The sequence below is a fragment of the Halorientalis brevis genome, from assembly GCF_023077655.1.
Genome location: NZ_JALLGV010000009.1, coordinates 66,099 through 85,637, shown reverse-complemented (window position 1 = coordinate 85,637; position 19,539 = coordinate 66,099). Strand labels below are relative to the sequence as shown.

The window sequence follows — 19,539 nt, the reverse complement described above, 5'->3', positions numbered from 1 at the left end:
GTGGCCGAAGTCCACGGACGAGCGCGTGACGTCCCGAGTGCCCACCAGGACCGGTACGCATCGATCCGGGCAATGAGCTGAGCGTGTGACGGCTGACTGTGGCTCGGTCGCGGTCCTGGTACTCGAACGAACGAGATGGGACGTAAAAATCGTTTTTCTGCAAACATGAAACGTCCAAATTACCAGGAAGATGACTGAAATATGGTGAGACAGAACCAGCAGACAGCAGCGATATTGCTCCTTCTCTCGTGAGATACTGGCAGTGCTATGAATATGTCATAATTATCTCGATCCGTGCGTTAGTATTACGTGACCGCCACGTTCCTACTTCGTCGGGTGGATGCGCACGTCTGAGTGGCTGTTATACGATGCGCCAGCTGCAATAGAGGACAGATCGTTTGCACGTTCGAGATCGAGCCGCCTCTGCAGTCCCACAGTGACGATAGTGGCGAACGCGAAACGGGCAGATTCTCGCGATTCGAGCCACTGTCTCGACCGTCTGGGAGTAGCCCCGTCACAGCACGGCATCAAAGCCCACCGATATCATAATCATATCATTTCAGACGGCGGCGTCATACTCCGTACGACTCAGTCGTAAACATCACGACGACCGGACAGATCACCGGGCTTGCTCCGGGTTCGTCTCGGCAGGCAGACCACCGCAGACGATGTATGACTGAAATTACACCCGTTCGATACATGTCGTAATTACGTTCGAAGTCGACGAGGCCGACCGGGTGCACCCAGTTCTTCCATCCACGTTTCCTGATAGTTCACGCGTTCCCCTCACATATCATGTATACATAAAAGTACATTTTAGGGATGGGTCCGAACGTGAGGCGTACCAGGAACCGCGCACTGCGTTGGCACCGGCTGCGTCCACGACCGTGGACCAGCAGCGACCACTGATTCGTCGCGGTCCTGGTGAACGCACGAGACGGTCAACTACCACCGGGCGCGGGTCACGGTCAGTGACACCGCGCAGTACGAGGCTGGTACTTGACCCCTCCCATCTCTCTCGACGTGTCTGTCAGCAGAGCCCCGACTGCGCCAGCACTGGTCGGGTGAACCGGTTCACGCACGCGCAGTCACCCACAAAACCAAGTAGCGCCGGAACCGAACCGCCAGATAGCACGCCACAACGCGGAACCGGTGGACTGCGACGCGGGCTCGGTCCCGCGTTCGGGACAGTCCCCGGTTCCACCCCCCAAATGCATGCCAACTGATCCTTCCCCCGCGGACCGTGCGACGCCGATCCACGAGTTCCTCACGCCGGAGGAACGGCTCGGGCCGGACGCCGTCGTCCGTTCGCGGGGTTGGTTGCTCGCTATCGACCGAGAGACGGCCGCCCAGCCGCTCGACGCGTTTCCGCTGGTCCTCTGTCCGGCACAGAGCGGTGACGAGTTCACCGTCTTCAGAGCCCGCGAACGGTTCACGATCCCCGACGACGCCTGCCTCGAGCGACTGCCGACGATCCTGACGGTCGTGGAGGGGTCCTATCAGTACGCGCTCTTGCAGTGCCGTCTCGTCTCACCGACGGCCGATGACGCGGTCCCTGCAGACCGGCTTCTGACCGCACCACCGGAACTCCAGGGGCGGACGATTCCGGAAACCCAGCCAACGAGACCGCCTTTCTGGGACGCGCTCGTCCAGCAACAGCACGCCGCGACCGAGACGGACGGCCCCGCCGCCGGCGACGGCGTCCACGAACCCGCGGACGTCGCCGTTCCCCCGCAGTACTTCGAGGACTCCTGACCGCCCGTTGTCTCGGGCGAGTGCTGATTGTGTGAGCGGGGCTCGCCCTACTCACCACCCTAAGTTATCAAAGTTGATAACTAGGGCTGGCGGCAAGTCTGACGAAATCTACAACGAGTGCAGCCCTACGGCCTTTTCAGCGGAGGTAAACGTCCGCGGTCGGCCAACACATTTTTCAAATATCATAATGTATGTTCGGACAGTCCTCTCGGAACTGCAATGAGACGGTGGCAAGGAGTCCGTTGCGAACCGGCGGGACGTCGTCCGGAGGAGACCATGAACGAGGACCACCCGACACACAGCGCGCGTCGCGACGGCGAGCTCACGGTGGAGATGCGCAGGCGAGATCGGCCGCTCAACACCGAGGTTTACGCGGTCGAAGACGAACTGCGCGTCGAGGTCGCGACCGAGATGGACGACGGCACGCTGGACGTCACGACGTACCAGTTCTACAAGGTCCGAACTGAACAGACCGCGATCCCGAAATACGAGATCGATCCCAAGTTCCGGCTCGTCGTCGCCGCTGCGCTCCGCGAGTACGGGTACGAACTCGCCTGTCAGTAGCCCCGCACGCACCGCCGAACCGCCTCTTTCTGCGCCAGACGCACTCTATGGAGAGGGATCGCCCGCCAGTGGGGCCAGTGCCACACCGGGGCGTTTCCGGATTTCCGGAAATCCGGAAAGCCCCCTGCATCGCTTATCCGTCCTTGCTCGCTGGTATCGACCATGCGTCAACTCGACTCGATTCCCGAACTGCCACGGTTAGAGCCCGGCCTCACCCTGCTGCGCGTGGCCGGCGAGGGCCGGCCGCTGAAACCCCTGCAGTCGCTCGTCATCGATACGCTGTTGCTCGGCGACGGGACCGGTCAGGCCGTCTGGATCGACGCGCTCGATCACGCACGGACGGACACGCTGTCCGCGCTCGCACCGAGTCCGCGACTGCTCGACCGCGTCTCGGTCGCGCGCGGGTTCACGGCGTACCAGCACGCCGCGCTCGTCGAGCACCTGTTTTCCCTGTGCGAGTCCGACGACCGCGACGCCCGGTCAGTGACCCCAGACTCGGTGTCGCTCGTCGTCTGCCCCGCCGTCGACGGGCTGTACCGCGACGACGACGTCGGCGAAGACGTGGCCGAAGCCCTGCTCTACCGCGTCCTCGCTCGGCTCCAGACGCTCGCTCGCACGCTGGACGTGCCAGTGCTCGTCACGCGGTGGGAGGACGACGCCCTGTCGGCGCCGTTCGAGACGGCAGCGACCAGAACGATCACGTGCCGGCAGACCGACCTCGGCGTCCGGTTCGAGGGCGGCGACCACGAGACGCTCGTCTACCAACTGCCGGGCGGCTACGTCCAGACCACGCTGGCGTACTGGGCCGAGATCCTCGACGCCAGAACGCCGCTGTACGAGCGCTACAGCGTCGGCGAGAGTCAGCCGATCACGCCGGAGGCGCTGGAGGGCTGACGGATGGGGCGCACGAATCCCACGTTCCGGGGCGTCCTGCAGTCGATCGAAGAGCGCTGGCAGGCGTACCGGCGAGCGCTCCGACACGGTGACAAAGAGTACTTCGACGACCTGTTCGAGTACGCACGCGCCCACGCGGACGCCGCCGGCTATCTCAACCGGGAGTCGCCACTGCTTCCGGTTCTGTTTTCGATGTCGCTCGGCCAGGAGAAACGCCGCCAGGAACTCGAAGCCCGCGTCGCGGACCTCGAAGCCCGTGTGGCAACCCTCGAAGCCGACGAGCCGACCGACGGCGAGCGCGCCGGCGAACAGTCAGCGCCGACGGACAGGAGCTGACAGATGTTCACGGTCGAGTACCTCGACGACGGCGTGCGCACGTGGTCGCTGACGGCCGACGGCGCCGAGTGTGAACTGGACGAGACGTACCGCCCGACGCTGTACGCGTCGGCCTCGTCGGCCGTCGACGCGCTCGCGGACCGGGCGGCCGCGCTTCCGTACGTGACGACGACGAGCGTCGAACGCCACCGGACTGCCTTCCGCGACGACCCGGAACCGGTCGTCCGCCTCGACGTCGAGCGAATCGACGACGTGCGCCGGGCCGCCACCCGCATCCGCCGCTGGGGCGACCCCGGCGAGTATCGCCTCTACAACGTGGACTTCTCCCGGGAGTTCCGCTACTGCCTGGAGACCGGCACCGCCCCCGTCCCCGAGCGCGACCCGACGACGCTCGAACTGGCGGTCTCGCCGGTCGCCCTCGACAACGACGACCTGTCCACCGTCAGGATCGACGGCGACGTCCACAGCGGGCCCGTTCCCGAGATACTCGACGCGATTCAGACGCGCGTCGACGCCGTCGATCCCGACGTGCTCGTCGTCAGCGCCGGCGACCTCGTCCCGACGCTCTACGAGGTGGCCGCCGATCACGACCGCGAGTTACAGCTCGGGCGGCGACCGGGCTGGCAGCAACTGGCCGGCGAGTCCACCTACACCAGCTACGGGCGGGTCGGCCACTCGCCGGCCCGGTACGACGTGCCCGGGCGTGCGCTCGTCGACCGGTCGAACACCTTCTTCTACACCGAGACGAACCTGGAGGGCTGTCTCGATCTGGTGCGTCGGTCCTGGAAACCCCTGCAGGAACTGTCCTGGGCGTCGATCGGCAACGTCCTCACGGCGATCCAGATCCGGGAAGCGCTGGCCCGGGACGTGCTGGTCCCCTGGAAGTCCTGGCGCCACGAGCAGTTCAAGACGGCGAGACAGCTCCAGGACGCGGATCGGGGCGGGTTCACCTTCTCCCCCAGCGTCGGCGTCCACGAGACGGTCCACGAACTCGACTTCAGCTCGCTCTATCCCAACATCATCTGCGAGTACAACGTCTCGCCGGACAAGATCCGGTGTGACTGCCACGCCGACCGCGAAGACGTGCCCGGGCTCGGGTACAGCGTCTGTGACGAGCGGGGCTACCTCCCCGACGTGCTCCAGCCGCTCGTCGACGACCGCGACGCCATCAAAGACGAGATCGCGGCCGCGACCGACCCCGAACGGATTCGCGAGCTAGAGGGGCGGTCGAGTGCGATCAAGTGGATCCTGGTGTCCTGTTTCGGCTACCAGGGGTTTTCGAACGCCAAGTTCGGCCGCATCGAGTGCCACGAGGCGATCAACGCCTACGCCCGGGAGATCCTCCTGGACGCCAAGGAGGCGCTGGAAGCCGCCGGCTGGCGCGTCGTCCACGGCATCGTCGATAGCATCTGGGTGACTCCACGGCCGGACGCGACCCAACGGCCGCTGCCCGCTGTCGCCGCGGAGATCACGGACGACGTGGGCATCCGCCTCGAATACGAGAACGAGTACGACTGGATCGCGTTCGTCCCGCGACGGGACAGCGACGCCGGCGCGCTGACCAAGTACTTCGGGGCGGTCGCCGACGCCGAGGCGTACAAGTACCGGGGCATCGAGTGTCGCCAGCGGAGCACACCGGCGTACGTGGCCGACGTTCAGCGCGACCTCGTGGACTGTTTCGACGCGCACCGGTCGCCCGAAGCGGTCTGTGACCGGCTGGCTCGCGAACTCGCACGGCTCCGGGCAGGGGAGGTCGACCCCGAGCGACTGGTGATCGACAAGCGGACGTCGAAAGCCGCGGGCGCCTACGGCCAGTACACGCACACCGTCGCCGCGCTCGAACGGGCGGCCGACGCCGGCCGCGACGTCCATCCCGGAGAGCACGTCCGGTACGTCGTCGTCGACGACGAGAAGTCCTCGCGCGACCGCGTGACGCTCGCGGCCGAGTCGCCCACGGACTACGATCCGGCGTTCTACGCTGATCTGCTCGTCCGGGCGGCCGAGAGCGTCCTCTCGCCGGTCGGGTGGCGACGAGCCGACGTTCGGGAGTACCTCGCGGAGACGACCGAGGCGACGCTGGCGCGATTCGGCTAGCGGCTGGGCCTACGTCGAGACGGCGTGGAACTCGGCGAGAACGTCCTCGGGGACGGGATTCTCGTACTCGAACGGCTCGTCCGCACAGAGGTCCGCGAAGTCCCGGTCGGTCGTCACGAGTTTGTCGGCGTCCGCTTCCCGCGCGAGCGCGACGTAGAAACAGTCGTACACGTCGTGGTTTTTCGCTGCGCTGATCTCGTACGCGTCGAGTATCGTCGCCGGCGTGACGTCGACCGGTTCCATGGGGTACTGGAGCAGCGAGCTCACCGCGTTACGCGCCTCGACCGTCGAGAACCCCAGATCTTCCAGGACCCACTGAACTCGCAGCGGCAGATAGCCGAACATGAGGAGCGTGTGTTCTCCCTGAAGCGCGGGACTCACCTCCTCAGCGACGTACTGGTGGCCCGGGTGATCGTCGATCAACTGGATAGAGAGGGCGTTCAGATCGGGGAGCAGCCGCATCTACCGTCCTCCGAAGGTCGCCTCGCCCGCGTTGCGAAACGCGTCCTCACCCCACTCGTCCCGGGATCTCCCCGAGGAGAGCGTCTGTAGCTCGGGAAGGTGACGGACGAGCCGAATGTCAGATCCCTCTCGCACGACCGTGAACGTCGTTCCTTCTTCGAGGTGGAGGTCGTCCCGAAGTTCCTTCGGGATCGTCAGTCGCCCGCGGTCGTTGATCTCGGCCTCTCCGTACTCGTCGTCGTTCGCTGCTTCGTCAGTCGAACTCATCCCATCACCACAGCTGTATCTGACTGGTTGTATCACCATAATATGTGGGGACGATCTCAGCTCGGCCAGTGAGTCCGGGCCAGTTCCGCAGGCGGTCAGGCTCTCCTCCACCGGCGAGTCTGATGCGGTGTGCTGTCAACCACAGACGCCCGAAGCGGTGGCGCACTGAGAGCCACACTGAATCTAAATGTGTGGTGCTTGCGTGTTAGCGCGGCTCTGCCTGCGGTATTTCAGTTACGGTCCCGAAGGACGGATACTGTGTCCTCGGAGGATGACCTCCCCAACGAGAGCTTGCAGGTCGGGATCGATCAGGCCCAGAGCGGCGCGCCCGCGGGCGGTACGGCGACCCGCGATCGGTTCTCGGCGAGCGAGATCTTCCAGCGGATCGTCGCCAGCGCCGAACAGGAAGTCGAAGACACGCACGCCGAACTGTTCTACAGCGGGATCGCAGCCGGCTTTGGGATCACTATCACGCTGCTGGGATACACGGTCGTGAGCGCCATGGTCGGCGACGCCGGCGGGCTCGCACGACTCGTCAAACCGGTGCTGTATCCGATCGGGTTCGTGATCATCGTCATCGGCCACTACCAGCTCTACACCGAGAACACGCTGCCGCCGGTGACGCTCGTGCTCACCCGGCTGTCGAGCATTCCGGCGCTGTTCCGCGTCTGGGGACTCGTCTTGCTGGGGAACGTCGTCGGCGTCGGGATCGGGGCCTTCGTCCTGGCGAACACCGCCGTGCTCTCGCCGGCGGAGGCGGCCGTCGCCGAGCAGTTCGCCACCGAGGCGATGCACGTCTCGTGGTGGGGCGTCTTCTTCAAAGGCGTCTTCGCGGGCTGGCTGGTCGGCGGGCTCGTCTGGGTCGATCACGGAACGCGAGACACGGTCGGACGTATCGTCATCACGTATCTCCTCATCTACCTGATCCCCGTCGTCGGTCTGTTCCACATCATCACCTCGATCGGCGACGCCCTCTTCCTGTTTTTCCGCGGCGGGGCAGCACTGGTGCCGCTCGTCTGGGAGTTTCTGCTGCCGGTCTTCCTCGGCAACACGCTCGGCGGCGTCGTTCTCGTCGGGGTCCTCAACTACGCACACACCGGCGAACACATATCCGGGGCGGACGACGCCGCAGAGGAAGAACTGTCGCTGCAGGAGTGGGTCTTCGGCGGACTTGTCGGACGGTGGCGAGTGATGTTCGAGAATGAAGAGTAGCCGAGTATCGGCGGTCGACTCCGCCATCGCTCGTTCTCGCACGGAGTGGGACGGAAACGTACTGCCGGAGAGCCGACGCTAGCTGGGATGGCACGGTCAACAGGCGAGGTCGACAGCCGAAACGAGTCGGCTGGGGAGGCGGTGACAGTTGGGGCGAGAACGTGTTCGCACCCTGCTGTCGCAGGCTCTCTCGTTACGGTTGCGAACGGTGAACGTCACACTGGAGGACCCAGAGGATGACTGACTCACAGAGCGACGGCGTCTTCGATTCCATCGTCGATTTCCGTCGGGAGTTCGTGAAGAAAGGAGCGCTGGCAGCGGGCAGCGTCGGGCTCGGTCTCGGCAGTCCGAGCGGCGTGCTCGCCCAGGACAGCGGCGACCAGCAGGCGAGCGGCGGTGAAGCGGTGATGTACAACAACGAGTTCCACCCCGGCGGCCAGGTCCGCATCATCTCCCCCGTCATCGAACAGACGCCGAATCTGGCGGGGCTGCCCCAGTTTTCCCAGCGCTACAACATGCGCTTCGCCGAGTACCTGCTCACCGGCGAAGACGTGCTGTTCTACACCGCCCAGGACGCCCAGGTCGAAGAGGGTGAGGTCTACGCGCTGGGCACGGAGATCACGCCGTTCGAAGACGGCGCCGAAGAGGGACTCGTCACCGTGACCTTCGAACCCGTCGCAGGCGGAGACCAGTACGTAGACCTCGTCGGCGCGCCGAGCGGAGATACGGCAGGGAACGCGACGGACGCACAGGCGACCGACACGCCCGCAACGGAGACATCGACCACCGGCACTCCCGCGACGGGGACGCCGAGCGGCGATGCGGGGAACGGTGACGTCCTGCTCGAACCCGACGACGACTTCGGGCTCGTCGACGGCGGAGGGAAAGCACTCGTCCGGGCGAACAACTTCTATCCCGGTGGCCTCTTCCAGGTGGTGTCGGACGTCGTCGAGTGGACGCCTCGCCCGGACGTCGCGGGCTCGGACATCTTCAGCGAGTACAACACGCGTATCGGCGAGTATCTGGGGACGAGTGAGCAGTTCGATTTCTACCCGGCACAGGCCGCAGCGATCGACACCGGCGGCGTCTACGTGATGCGCGACGAGTTCGACATCACGGATCCCGAAGGAAACCTCGTCACCGTCGACGTCGACAGGGTCGACGAAACCGATCTCGACACCGACCTCTACGACGAGGGCCTGCGCTGACGTGGCAGGGCTACGCGACGCTGCCACCCCTGCGTTCGGCCCGCGATCAGGATCCCAGAACCGGTGAGACAGACGACGTGACCTAGTGGGAGAGGACGTCGGGTGACGCGTAACACGCCTCGAGGCGGTTCGTGTCCGGTACGTAGTCGATAATTCCGAGGTCGTCCATCAGCGGGAGGTGGACGTGGTGCAGCGACACCGCCACCTCCTCGACGGTCTCCTCGGCGGGCGTCTCCACGTCGCGCTCCCGCGTGGCGACGGCCGTCGCCAGATCCGTCAGTTCGAAGGGCGCAGGCCGATCCGTAACGACGGCGAGCGTGTCTCTGCGGCGCTCTACAGCGAGCAACCGGAAGCGCTCGCTCTCGGTCAACTCGGTCGCTCCCGGCTGGGTCTCCGTGTTTTCGTAGGTGGACTGGGTCATGATGGGACACTCCGACCAGACGGCGTCGGTGTGGGTTCGCTTCGGCGGCGAGTGCCTGTAAGGCTGTACTAAAAATGGTTAGGCCCGCATTGAGGGACGAACTGAGCCAGATGCGTGTCAGATTGCTTCGGTTTCGGCCGCTCGCTCCACAGTAGCTACCAGACCCTGTCGCGACAGGAGCGACCCACTTTCCTCCACCGGCGGAGGGTTAATACCTCGTGGCCGGCACAACGCAATCATGGACGCCGATTCGTTGACCGAGAGCCTTCGGGAGACGCTCGCGCTGTTCGACGTGACCGGTCCGCCGTTGACGACGACGGAGGTGGCGACAGCGCTCGATCTGGGTCGTCGGAGCACGTACGAACGGCTGGAGCGACTCGTCGAGCAGGGGCGGCTCGAAACCAAGAAAGTGGGGGCGAGCGCGCGCGTGTGGTGGCGACCGCAGGCGACGGGGACAGACGAGCAGTCGGCCCCGGACTGGCCCGCCGCTGCCGAATCGCTGATCGACGACGTCCTCAACCGAGCCGAGGTCGGCGTGTTCGTGCTCGACGAGGACTTCGAGGTGGCCTGGATCAACGACGCGACCGAGCGATACCTCGGCCTCGACCGCGAGCAGGTCCTCGGGCGGGACAAGCGCCACCTCGTCGAATCGACCATCGCGTCGGTGATCGCAGACTCGTCCGAGTTCGCCGACACCGTGCTGGCGACCTACGACGACAACACGGACACGGAACGGTTCGAGTGCCGGGTGACCCCGGACGGGGATCGACGGGAACGCTGGCTCGAACACCGTAGCAAGCCCATCGAGCACGGGGCGTACGCCGGCGGCCGAGTCGAACTCTACTACGACGTGACGGACCGCAAGCGGTCGGAGCGCGCACACAGGACCGAACGCGAGAAGTTCGAGTCGCTCGTCGACGCGGTCGAAGACTACGCGATTTTCACGCTCGACCGCGACGGCTACGTCCAGACCTGGAACGCCGGCGCCGAGCGGATCAAGGGATACGACGCCGCGGAGATCGTGGGCGAGCACTTCTCGGTGTTCTATACGGACGAGGAGCGGGCGGCGGACGTCCCCACACAGAACCTCGCCGAGGCGCGGGCCACCGGTTCGGTCGAGGACGAGGGGTGGCGCGTCCGGGCCGACGGGTCACGGTTCTGGGCGAAGGCGACGATCACGCCGATCTACGACGGTGAGGACCTCACCGGGTACGCCAAGGTCACCCAGGACATGACCGAACGGCGGGAGTACGAACAGCGACTCCGCGAGGAGAAGGCCTTCACCGAGAGCATCCTCGACAACCAGCGCGACATCGTTTACGCGTTCGACGCCGACGGACAGTTCCGCCGGTGGAACGACCGTCTCCGCGAGGTGACGGGGTACCGGGACGAGGAGATCGAAGCGATGGGTCCCGTCGACTTCATCGCCGACGAGGCGGCCGAGGAGACCAGGGAAACGGTCGAGCAGGTGCTCACCGACGGGGAGAGCTTCACGGTCGAACTCCCGCTCGAAACGGCCGCCGGAAACGCGATTCCCTACGAGTTCAGCGCGAGCGCCATGACCGAGGACGACGGGACGATCGTCGGATTCACCGGGGTGGCTCGTGACGTGAGCGAGCGGAAGGCCAGGGAGCGGCGACTCGCTCAGCAGCGTGAGATCCTCGAGGCCGAACTCGACGAGGTGTTCGACCGCATCGAGGACGGGTTCTTCGCGCTCGACAACGAACTGCGGTTCACGTACGTCAACGACTACGCGGCCGACCTGCTCGACATATCGGAGGCGGAAGTCATCGGTGTGGACATCTGGGACGTCCTGGAACCAGGAGCGGTCGCGTCCAGGACGTTCAAGGACGCCGTCGAATCACACGAGAAGAGATCCTTCGAGGAGTACTACGAACCGCTCGATGCGTGGTTCGAAAACCACGTGTACTCCTCGGAGAGCGGGATTTCGGTGTACTTCCGGGACATCACCGAGCGCAAGGAGCGCGAGCGGAACCTCGAGGAGTACCGTCGGCGCTATCGGACGCTCGTCGAGAACTTCCCGAACGGCGCGGTCGCACTCGTCGACGAGACGCTCCGGTACGTCTCCTTCGGCGGAACGCCCATGGGGGACACGGACGTATCGAGGGAAGATCTCGAAGGAGAACACCTCCGCGAGGCGCTCTCCGAGGAGCTGGCCGACGTCGTCGCCCCGCACTACGAAGCGGCGCTAGAGGGGAAGACCGCGACGTTCGAGGAATCGGTCGGCGGGAGCCACTACCGGTTCCACTTCGCGCCGGTTCGCGACGACGACGGTGAAATCTTCGCCGCGATGGGGATGTCACAGGACATCACCGAACGGAAAGAGTACGAGCGCGAACTCGAGGACGCCAAATCGCAGCTCGAAGCCGCGACAGAGGCCGGCGCCATCGGAACCTGGGAGTGGCACGTTCCCGACGACGAGATGGTGACTGGCCCCGCGCTCGCCACGAAGTTCGGCGTGGACCCGGAAGCTGCGCGGGAGGGCGTGACGCTCGGCTCGTTCGTCTCGGCCGTTCACGAGGAGGATCGCGACCGGGTCGAAGCAGAGATCGAAACGGCGCTCGACGCCTGTGGGGAGTACGAATCGGAGTACCGCGTCTGGAACGCCGACGGCGAACGGCGGTGGGTGGTGGCCCGCGGGCACGTCGAGTGTGACGACGACGGGACACCCGTCACGTTCCCGGGCGCACTGACCGACATCACGGAACGCAAGGAAGCCGAACTCGAACTGGAACGCCAGCGTCAGCAACTCGAAGCGGTGAACCATCTCAACGAGGTCGTCCGCGACATCACCAGTGCCGTCATCGACCAGTCCACGCGGGCGGAGATCGAACGCACTGTCTGCGAGCGCCTCGCCGAGACGGAGTCGTACCTGTTCGCCTGGATCGGAGACATCGACGCCGCGTCGCAGACGGTGAACCTCCGCACGGAGGCCGGCGTGGACGGGTATCTCGACGAGATCACGATCTCCGCCGATCCCGCGGACGACCGAAGTGCAGGCCCGACCGGACGGGCCATCCGCACTCGTGAACCACAGGTGACGACCGACGTCGAAACCGACGCCAGACACGATCCCTGGCGCGAGGCCATCGAGCCGTACGGCTTTCGCTCGTCCGCGTCGATCCCGATCGTCCACGAGGAGAGTTTCTACGGCGTCCTGAACGTGTACGCCGCACGGCCGGACGCGTTCCAGGGGTCCGAACGCGACGTCATCGGTCAACTCGGTGAGGTCGTCGGTCACGCGATCGCCGCGACGGAGCGCAAGCAGGCGCTGATGAGCGACGAACTCGTCGAACTCGACTTCCAGGTGCAAGACGTGTTCTCGGGCGTCGATCACCCGACCGAGACGAGCGGCCGGATCACGCTGGACCACGCCGTCCCGGTCGAAGACAGCGAGTTCCTCGTCTACGGCACGGCGACGCCCGACGCCGTCGAAACCGTCAGAAGCCTCGTCGAAACGGTCCCGCACTGGGAGGCAGTCACCGTCCACTCCGAGGACGATCCGGTGCGCTTCGAGGTGCGAACGGTCGACCCGCCGGTGCTCTCGGTCGTCGCGTCTCGCGGCGGGTATTTCGACAGGGCAGTCATCGAAGACGGCGACTTCCGGATGACGATCCACCTCACGCCGAACGTCGACGTGCGCGAACTCATCGACGTCGTCGAAGCGACCTACCCGGGGGCCGAGATGCTCCGGCGGCGCCAGATCAGTCGTGCACCCGACGACCCGAACTCCGCGCATCGACGCCTCCTGGCAGATCTCACCGACCGACAGCGCGCCACGTTGGAAGCCGCCTACCACGCGGGCTTTTTCGAGTGGCCCCGTGACGCCGCCGGCGAAGACGTCGCCGACTCCCTCGGCATCGCATCGCCCACCTTCCACCAGCATCTCCGCAAAGCCGAGCGGAAAGTGTTCGACGCGCTGCTGTCGGCGCCGGCTCCCAGCACCGGCTAGCTGTCACGGACAGCCAGACACTCGCGACCGACATCCTCTGCCTGTCCCATTGATGTGATGAACCCGCAGCTATCGAATCTGATACTACCGAAGCGGCCGGAGTTACGAATAGCCTACGTGCTCTCCGCTCGACTGCGAGCACATTCGAGGAACAACACGCTGTACTGCCCTGAATTCGCTCACAGTACGTAGCGATAGAGAACCGTTGCAGAATATAGAAACGGCTCGTGTCGCGGTCTCCCCAGAATGGACGACAGCCTCGACGAGAGTGATGCAGTCCACAGCTCTACGTGCGCTGGCAAATACCAGATGAGCACGCGTTCTAGCGTCTGAATGCCTGGTTTCAACTGGACTAGTTACAGCCTAAAACCACGCGATGGCGGGGGCGTGTGGAGCTGAAAGTAGTGGGACAGCCAAAAAGTGATTTAATCTTTTAAGAATTAGCATAGTACTGCTGTAGTCTGGGGGTTTTCTTGTTCTAGATGTGTGATAATATAGAACAGGTGTGAAAACAATAGATGCTAATCCATCTCATAGTCACCTTGATTATCTCGAACGATAATTTGTAGAGTCCCAACCGAGGACCCGTACGTTTCAGGAGGATTCAAGAATGCAATGTGTGGCGTGTGGCCGTCGGAGTTCGTACAACAGAGCGGTGGTCGATACGGTCACCGAGTCAGAGGTCGGTGTGTTGTGTCCGGAGTGTGAACACGAGCAGTTCGGACAGATGCTCGAGAACGGTGACTGGACGGACGAGGAGTGCGTGCTGTGTGACCGCGACGGGTTCTACGCGCTGCCGGCGTGGCGGGCGTACGTCGTCGAGATCGACGGGAAACGGATCTCGCGATCGGAGTACTCGATGGAGCCACCGAGTCCCGCGCTCTGTGACAAACACTACGGGGAACTCACCGAACAGACTGCGGGTCCCGCCGAGAGTCCGGTGTCCCCACAGCCCTGAACCGATGAAGTGTCTCTCCTGTGGACTGGAGGCCGGGTTCACGCGACTCATCGTCAACGTCGAAACCACAGAGAAGGAGGGCAGTCTGTGTTCCAACTGTGAATCGAAGCTCTCGCGACTGACGCTGAGCGAGTACAGCGCCGAGTCGGATGGGAGCCACAGTTGTCTTGAATGTGACGCGGAGGCGACTTTCGCCCTCCCGGAGATGCACCTCGCACTGGACGATGACGACGGCGAGCAGTTCTCCTACGAGTACGAGATCGAACCGGACACGCCACACCTGTGTACCACCCACCTCGAAGCGCTCCTCCAGCGGCCCCGCCAGGTCGATCCGCTGAACATGCTCGAAGACAGGATCTGACCCCGTTCGATCCGAGGCGGTTCGCCCGACGCACTCTCTTTCTCCCGACCGGCCGCGGCTGCAAAGCAGGTTCTGGCCCCCCTCAGTACGGGATCACCTGGAATCCCGAGGGGAGAACGAGGCCACCGACGAGGAACAGGAGGGCCGTAATGGCGGCCGTGATGAGCGCGTAGGGCATCTGTGTCCGAATGTGGACCATGTGGTCGCTCCCGCTCGTCGAGGACGCCAACACCGTCGTGTCGCTGATCGGTGAGGCGTGATCCCCGAAGATCCCGCCGCTGAACACGGCCCCGAGGACGAGCGGGAGGTTCGCGCCGGTCGCGAACGCGAGCGGAATCGCGATGGGGAACATGATGCCGTAGGTCGACCAGGAGGAGCCGTCGGCGAAGCTGACGAAACTCGTCACGCCGAACACGCCGACGGGAATGATCCAGGCCGGGAGACCGCCGAACACGTTTGTGACGAACGACGCGATGCCCAGCAGCGAGACGGCCTTCTGGATGGAACTGGCGAACGTCAGGATGACGGCCGCCAGGAGAATGCCCTTGAATCCGACGAGGAGGGCGTCCGTGGCGTCCTTGTTCGACGGGATGTCGCCTTTGAACCGATACAGTGCGAACGCGACGACGAGGGCGGTGAACGAGGCGATTCCCAGCTGCACGCCGCCGATGTTGAACGCCCAGGGACCGCTGGGCGGGGCGACGAGTTCCCAGCCAGCGATCGAGAGGAGCGTGGTCCCGGTTTTCCCCTCGACGAAGACGACGGGGCTCCCGCGCCAGAACATCGCGCCAAGACCCACGACGATCATCGTCAGAATTGGGACCGCGAAGTTCCGCCAGTCCGGCGTGGCGGTTTCAGACATCTCGTACTCGTCCATCTCCTCGGCGATCATCGGATCGGCGTCCTCGCCGAGCACGCCGTTGCCGGCTCGCGCACGCGACTCTTCGCGCTTCATCGGCCCGAGGTTGGGAACGACCTGCCAGGCGACCAGCGCCGCGATGGCCAGCGCGACCCAGGAGTAGAAACCGGTGAACAGCGTGTTGAAAAACAGCGGCCACACCGCGCCCGTCGCGGCGCTCACGCTCTCGCCGCCGGTACTGACGAAATCGCTCATCCGGCTCGGCAGCAACCCCTGCTTGTGCGCTTCGACCAGCCCACCGCCCATGAACCCGACCATCGCCGCGCCCCACGTCGAGTAGAACGCGAGCCGGGCGGCCGGCGAGCCCGCGGAATCGACGTAGTAGGCGAGTTTGGCCCGTGACACGTCGAACGCGTCCGTCAGCGGGCGCATCATCGAGCCGACCACGAGACAGTTGAAGTAGTCGTCGATGTGCACGGCGACGCCCGCGAGAAAAGCCGCCTTCTCCACGTCGGCCGCGGAGTCGGCCCGGGCGGTCAGCGCCTGCAGCACGCCCTGAATGGCGCCGGCCCGAATCATCAGGCCGATCATCCCGCCGATGGCGAAGATCGCGAGCAAGACGTTCTCGACGTACCACGCACCGAACATCGGCGCGTTCGCCATGATCTCCGGAACGAACTTCAGCCCGAAGAGAGCGCCGAGGACGACCCCGCCGACGCCGATCGACCAGGGGTCGCCGTCGCCCTGCGGGTGCATCTGCCCGAGGTCGCCGCCGACCGTCACGAGGTCGGCCGGCACCCCGACCGCCTGCGGATGAAGGGCACCCAGAATGACACCTGCAGCGACGATCCCTGCGAACAGGCCTATGAGCGCGTCGCGCGTGTACCACGCCAAACTGATCGCGAGCAGTGCGGGCACGATCGACCACGGTCCTGCGACGATACCCTGTACCATTGCCCGGTGTTGGTTCCAGGCGTGTTAAATATACTCTGATATGCGTTATATTGGAGAACAGGTGAGTCCCTCGACGCGGCCGAACGCGACGTATCCGGTCAGTGACCCGCAGTCTGCCGCTGTTATCGAACCTGGTGGGCTGTTCTGTCAGCCTCGAAACACTCACTGTGGCAGAAAATTGTGGTGTCTAATAGCCCGCATTCTCGGCCCTCGGCCGAGCAGCCCCAGTCTTACCCCTCTGGTTCCGACGCGAACTCGCGCCAGAACGACAGCAGCCAGTACCCGAGTCCAGTGCCGATCAGCCCGGCGGCGAAGAAGTACAGCAGAAGTTGTGAGCCGAACACTCGCCCGGGGAACCGCAGCGCGTACAGCAGCCCCTCCCCGGTCAGTGCCACGAGGACGAAGCCGACGATGGCGATGCCGATCGCCCCGAGCATCGCCGTGATGCCGTCCGCGTCGTACCTGATAAGGCCGACGATCGCCGTCACGAACACGACCGCGAGTCCGAGGCTGTAGAACGGCAGTCGCGACAGACTATCGGTCAACTCACCGGAGGCGAGGCCGAGCACGCCGACGAAACTCGCCGTAAGGACGACCGAACTGCCGAGGACGAACCCAACGGTTCGCCGCGCGATCTCCCGTCGCCACAGCGTGACCATACCTTCATCTCTCATCTGAGTTTCAAAAATCTACTGGCAGGTTCGCCCGCGAGACAGTCGGGAAACGTCTTGGGTAGGTGGTAATTACGGACAGAAGGCATATACTCGTTGGCTGAATAACATTTGAGAATGACCGACCCGCCTGCGGAGATTCCGGTGACGGTCGACGGCGAGACGCTGCCCGTCGTCGACTTGCTCACGGGCAGGGGCTTCATCACCGGGAAGTCGGGAAGCGGGAAGTCGGTGACGGCGAGCGTCATCGCCGAGGAGTTGCTCGAACACGATCTCGGCTTTCTCATCGTCGATACCGACGGCGAGTACTACGGACTCAAAGAGCAGTACGAGGTCCTCCACGTCGGCGCGGACGAGACCTGCGATGCGCAGGTGAGCGTCGACCACGCCCCGCTCCTCGCGGAACTCGCGCTCGAAGACGGCGTTCCGATCGTCCTCGACGTCTCCGGGTATCTCGACGAGGACGAGCGAACGGCCCTGCTCGAACGCGTCGTTCGCGAGCTGTTCGTTCGCGAGAAGGAGTTGCGACAACCGTTTCTGCTCGTCGTCGAGGAGGCCCACGAGTACCTCCCCGAGTCCGGTGGCCTCGACGCGCTCGGCGAGCGGCTGTTACAGATCGCGAAGCGAGGGCGCAAGCGCGGGCTGGGAATCTGTGCGATCTCCCAGCGCCCGGCGGCCGTCGACAAGGATTTTATCACGCAATGTAACTGGCTGGTCTGGCACCGCCTGACGTGGAACAACGACACGGACGTCGTCCGGCGGATCATCGACGCCGACGCGGCCGAGACGGTCGAGACCCTCGCGAACGGGGAAGCGCTCCTGATGACCGACTGGGACGAACGGGTCCAGCGGGTCACGTTCCGGATGCGAGAGACCGTCGACGTCGGGACGACGCCCGATTTCTCGGCACCGACCGTGCCCGACCTCAAGCCCGTCGACCCGGCACTCGTGCGCCGTCTCGAAGCGGTAGGAGCAGCGTCCGCGTCGAACACGGAGGCTGCAGGAGACGCTGCGACCGAGACGGCGGAGTCGAACGCGAGCGAGGCGAGTGGAGAGTCCGGCAGCGCACCCGACCAGGACAGCGCAACTGACTCGGCACTCTCGGAGCGCGACTCACGTCACGCGGCGCGTTCCCGAGCGAGTCCGACGCCTGCCCAGCGTGAATCACTGCTCCTCGAAGTCGGGGACATGATGGTGTTCCTGTTTCGGGCCGTCCGAACCCGGAGTGTCCGGGCGTTCCGGTACCTGGCACAGCAGGTGCGCAGTGGCGTTCTCGGACTCCGTGCCGTGGCAGCGACCGCCGCAGAAAGCGGGGGAACGCAGACGCCGTCAAATCGGCAGTCGAAGATCCGGCTGGTGGCCCTGCTGGCGGTCGTGCTCGGCCTCGGCTTACTCCTGGTGTTGTTCGCCGGATAATCGCCGCCACTCGCGGCGCAGCGACACCGTCAGTCGGCTGCGTCGGCGGTGAGAAATCGGTGTCGCGCGACGAGATACAGCGGCCCCGCGATCGACGAAGCGACTGTACAGCCGACGACGAACAGGCCTCCGAGCGACGCGACCACCGTCTGCCACGACCCCGACGGCAGTCCCACGAGAAGTGTCTGGAGCGCGGCGACGACACTGCCGCCGGCGATGATAAACGGCCACGGATTCGGCTGCCAGGACCGATCCGTGGCGGTCAGCGCCCTCGCGTCGTTGTACAGGAAGACCGTTCCGGCGACCCCGACGAGGAAGAACGTCCAGTAGAGGCCGACGCTGATCGCCCAGGAGATCGGGTCGGGAAACGGCGCCAGCACGCCGAGTTCGTCGACCGCCAGTGTGAGCAGGCCGAGCACCGTCGGGACGTACAGCAGCCACGTGGGTCCGTGACCGAACACCGTCGACGCGGTCCCCATTCGCTGCTCACTGACGACGATGTCGTCTGGCGTGTACGGCGCGTGGTCGGAGACGACGACCTCCAGGTCGTCCCCGTCGTCCAGTCGGACCTCGACGACGCCCTCCCAGCTGGCGGTCGTTACCTCCCATTCGTCCGTCCGATCACGGATCTGGATTCGTCCCACGCGAGTCACCTCCCTCCGCTGTGAACTGTACGATAGCGTCCGCTCTCCGGACTGCGTCGATGGTAGTGTGCGTGTCGTGTCGTCATAGATTCTCCTGGCCGTCACACTCGGTCGCCGAGCAGTGACGCCTCTCACGCTGGGAAACGCTTTTGACCTCGCACCGAGAAGCACGTGATGTTCCACCAACCCGTCCTTCTGGTGACTCGTCAGTTCCCTAGCGACCAGTACACAGACACCCCGAGAAAATGAATATTATGCAATGATTAGAATACGTCCTAATTATGATCGATACCCCTCCTTCGAAACGTGACGTACACCCCTCACTGCGTGTGATTTCTGCTCACTCGGTCCCTGAGCAGTCATATATACTGACGCCGTTTTCGCCAAACCCATTGGCGATCTGATATAGGCGGGACCCCGTCGAACTGAGCGGACTCCCGTGATTTCACCACTGCTGGCTCGTCGATAGGACAGTTCGGATAGATAATAT

17 protein-coding genes are annotated in these 19,539 nt (G+C 64.5%); 11 read left to right on the top strand and 6 right to left on the bottom strand.

All coding sequences use genetic code 11. The features are described 5' to 3' along the window. Positions 1-1,215: 1,215 nt before the first annotated feature. From MU553_RS20245 to MU553_RS20225, 5 genes are all read left to right on the top strand, one after another. Positions 1,216-1,755, top strand: a complete 540-nt coding sequence (locus MU553_RS20245) for a hypothetical protein (RefSeq protein ID WP_247381107.1) — start codon at positions 1,216-1,218, stop codon at positions 1,753-1,755. A gap of 276 nt (positions 1,756-2,031) precedes the next feature. Beyond that, entirely contained in the window at positions 2,032-2,319 is a 288-nt protein-coding gene (locus MU553_RS20240) for a hypothetical protein (protein ID WP_247381105.1), read from the top strand. 162 nt (positions 2,320-2,481) lie between these two features. Continuing rightward, positions 2,482-3,213 (top strand): P-loop NTPase family protein, encoded by a 732-nt coding sequence (locus tag MU553_RS20235; protein ID WP_247381104.1) that lies wholly within the window; start codon positions 2,482-2,484, stop codon positions 3,211-3,213. A 3-nt stretch (positions 3,214-3,216) separates the two neighbouring features. Then, positions 3,217-3,549 (top strand): DUF8156 family protein, encoded by a 333-nt coding sequence (locus tag MU553_RS20230; protein WP_247381102.1) that lies wholly within the window; start codon positions 3,217-3,219, stop codon positions 3,547-3,549. Positions 3,550-3,552: 3 nt separating this feature from the next. Continuing rightward, a complete protein-coding gene (locus MU553_RS20225; protein WP_247381100.1) occupies positions 3,553-5,643 on the top strand; it encodes a type B DNA-directed DNA polymerase in 2,091 nt (696 codons plus the stop codon). Positions 5,644-5,652: 9 nt separating this feature from the next. Here the strand turns inward: MU553_RS20225 and MU553_RS20220 are convergent, their stop codons facing one another. Then, positions 5,653-6,105 (bottom strand): type II toxin-antitoxin system VapC family toxin, encoded by a 453-nt coding sequence (locus MU553_RS20220; protein WP_247381099.1) that lies wholly within the window; start codon positions 6,103-6,105, stop codon positions 5,653-5,655. After that, positions 6,106-6,372 carry an AbrB/MazE/SpoVT family DNA-binding domain-containing protein gene (locus tag MU553_RS20215; RefSeq protein ID WP_247381097.1) on the bottom strand — a complete coding sequence of 89 codons (267 nt, stop codon included), beginning with the start codon at positions 6,370-6,372 and terminating at the stop codon, positions 6,106-6,108. Between the two features lie 258 nt (positions 6,373-6,630). On the opposite strand from MU553_RS20215, the gene MU553_RS20210 reads away from it, so the two are divergent. Both MU553_RS20210 and MU553_RS20205 read left to right on the top strand, forming a co-directional pair. Then, positions 6,631-7,584 carry a formate/nitrite transporter family protein gene (locus MU553_RS20210; protein WP_247381096.1) on the top strand — a complete coding sequence of 318 codons (954 nt, stop codon included), beginning with the start codon at positions 6,631-6,633 and terminating at the stop codon, positions 7,582-7,584. 236 nt (positions 7,585-7,820) lie between these two features. Continuing rightward, a complete protein-coding gene (locus tag MU553_RS20205; protein WP_247381095.1) occupies positions 7,821-8,792 on the top strand; it encodes a hypothetical protein in 972 nt (323 codons plus the stop codon). Positions 8,793-8,874: 82 nt separating this feature from the next. Here the strand turns inward: MU553_RS20205 and MU553_RS20200 are convergent, their stop codons facing one another. Beyond that, positions 8,875-9,213, bottom strand: coding sequence for a DUF7344 domain-containing protein (locus MU553_RS20200; protein WP_247381094.1), 339 nt, complete (start codon positions 9,211-9,213; stop codon positions 8,875-8,877). 238 nt (positions 9,214-9,451) lie between these two features. Between MU553_RS20200 and MU553_RS20195 the strand changes: the two genes are divergently transcribed. From MU553_RS20195 to MU553_RS20185, 3 genes are all read left to right on the top strand, one after another. Beyond that, positions 9,452-13,186 (top strand): PAS domain S-box protein, encoded by a 3,735-nt coding sequence (locus MU553_RS20195; protein ID WP_247381093.1) that lies wholly within the window; start codon positions 9,452-9,454, stop codon positions 13,184-13,186. Between the two features lie 610 nt (positions 13,187-13,796). Further along, positions 13,797-14,144, top strand: coding sequence for a hypothetical protein (locus tag MU553_RS20190; RefSeq protein ID WP_247381092.1), 348 nt, complete (start codon positions 13,797-13,799; stop codon positions 14,142-14,144). Positions 14,145-14,148: 4 nt separating this feature from the next. Then, entirely contained in the window at positions 14,149-14,505 is a 357-nt protein-coding gene (locus MU553_RS20185; RefSeq protein WP_247381091.1) for a hypothetical protein, read from the top strand. Positions 14,506-14,587: 82 nt separating this feature from the next. On the opposite strand, the gene MU553_RS20180 is transcribed toward MU553_RS20185, so the two are convergent. Further along, complete coding sequence (locus MU553_RS20180; protein ID WP_247381090.1) at positions 14,588-16,318, bottom strand: Na+/H+ antiporter NhaC family protein; 1,731 nt, start codon at positions 16,316-16,318, stop codon at positions 14,588-14,590. Between the two features lie 230 nt (positions 16,319-16,548). Further along, positions 16,549-16,977: a hypothetical protein gene (locus MU553_RS20175; protein ID WP_247381089.1), complete on the bottom strand. Its 429-nt coding sequence runs from the start codon at positions 16,975-16,977 to the stop codon at positions 16,549-16,551. 129 nt (positions 16,978-17,106) lie between these two features. Here MU553_RS20175 and MU553_RS20170 point away from each other — a divergent pair, with 129 nt between their 5' ends. Next, positions 17,107-18,405, top strand: coding sequence for an ATP-binding protein (locus tag MU553_RS20170; RefSeq protein WP_379815088.1), 1,299 nt, complete (start codon positions 17,107-17,109; stop codon positions 18,403-18,405). A 29-nt stretch (positions 18,406-18,434) separates the two neighbouring features. On the opposite strand, the gene MU553_RS20165 is transcribed toward MU553_RS20170, so the two are convergent. Continuing rightward, positions 18,435-19,049 carry a hypothetical protein gene (locus MU553_RS20165; protein ID WP_247381088.1) on the bottom strand — a complete coding sequence of 205 codons (615 nt, stop codon included), beginning with the start codon at positions 19,047-19,049 and terminating at the stop codon, positions 18,435-18,437. Positions 19,050-19,539 lie beyond the last annotated feature (490 nt).

Coding starts and splice junctions, on each gene's coding strand:
- MU553_RS20245 (WP_247381107.1), top strand. CDS start 1,216: ATGCCAACTGATCCTTCCCCCGCGGACCGTGCGACGCCGATCCACGAG.
- MU553_RS20240 (WP_247381105.1), top strand. CDS start 2,032: ATGAACGAGGACCACCCGACACACAGCGCGCGTCGCGACGGCGAGCTC.
- MU553_RS20235 (WP_247381104.1), top strand. CDS start 2,482: ATGCGTCAACTCGACTCGATTCCCGAACTGCCACGGTTAGAGCCCGGC.
- MU553_RS20230 (WP_247381102.1), top strand. CDS start 3,217: ATGGGGCGCACGAATCCCACGTTCCGGGGCGTCCTGCAGTCGATCGAA.
- MU553_RS20225 (WP_247381100.1), top strand. CDS start 3,553: ATGTTCACGGTCGAGTACCTCGACGACGGCGTGCGCACGTGGTCGCTG.
- MU553_RS20220 (WP_247381099.1), bottom strand. CDS start 6,105: ATGCGGCTGCTCCCCGATCTGAACGCCCTCTCTATCCAGTTGATCGAC.
- MU553_RS20215 (WP_247381097.1), bottom strand. CDS start 6,372: ATGAGTTCGACTGACGAAGCAGCGAACGACGACGAGTACGGAGAGGCC.
- MU553_RS20205 (WP_247381095.1), top strand. CDS start 7,821: ATGACTGACTCACAGAGCGACGGCGTCTTCGATTCCATCGTCGATTTC.
- MU553_RS20200 (WP_247381094.1), bottom strand. CDS start 9,213: ATGACCCAGTCCACCTACGAAAACACGGAGACCCAGCCGGGAGCGACC.
- MU553_RS20195 (WP_247381093.1), top strand. CDS start 9,452: ATGGACGCCGATTCGTTGACCGAGAGCCTTCGGGAGACGCTCGCGCTG.
- MU553_RS20190 (WP_247381092.1), top strand. CDS start 13,797: ATGCAATGTGTGGCGTGTGGCCGTCGGAGTTCGTACAACAGAGCGGTG.
- MU553_RS20185 (WP_247381091.1), top strand. CDS start 14,149: ATGAAGTGTCTCTCCTGTGGACTGGAGGCCGGGTTCACGCGACTCATC.
- MU553_RS20180 (WP_247381090.1), bottom strand. CDS start 16,318: ATGGTACAGGGTATCGTCGCAGGACCGTGGTCGATCGTGCCCGCACTG.
- MU553_RS20175 (WP_247381089.1), bottom strand. CDS start 16,977: ATGGTCACGCTGTGGCGACGGGAGATCGCGCGGCGAACCGTTGGGTTC.
- MU553_RS20170 (WP_379815088.1), top strand. CDS start 17,107: ATGACCGACCCGCCTGCGGAGATTCCGGTGACGGTCGACGGCGAGACG.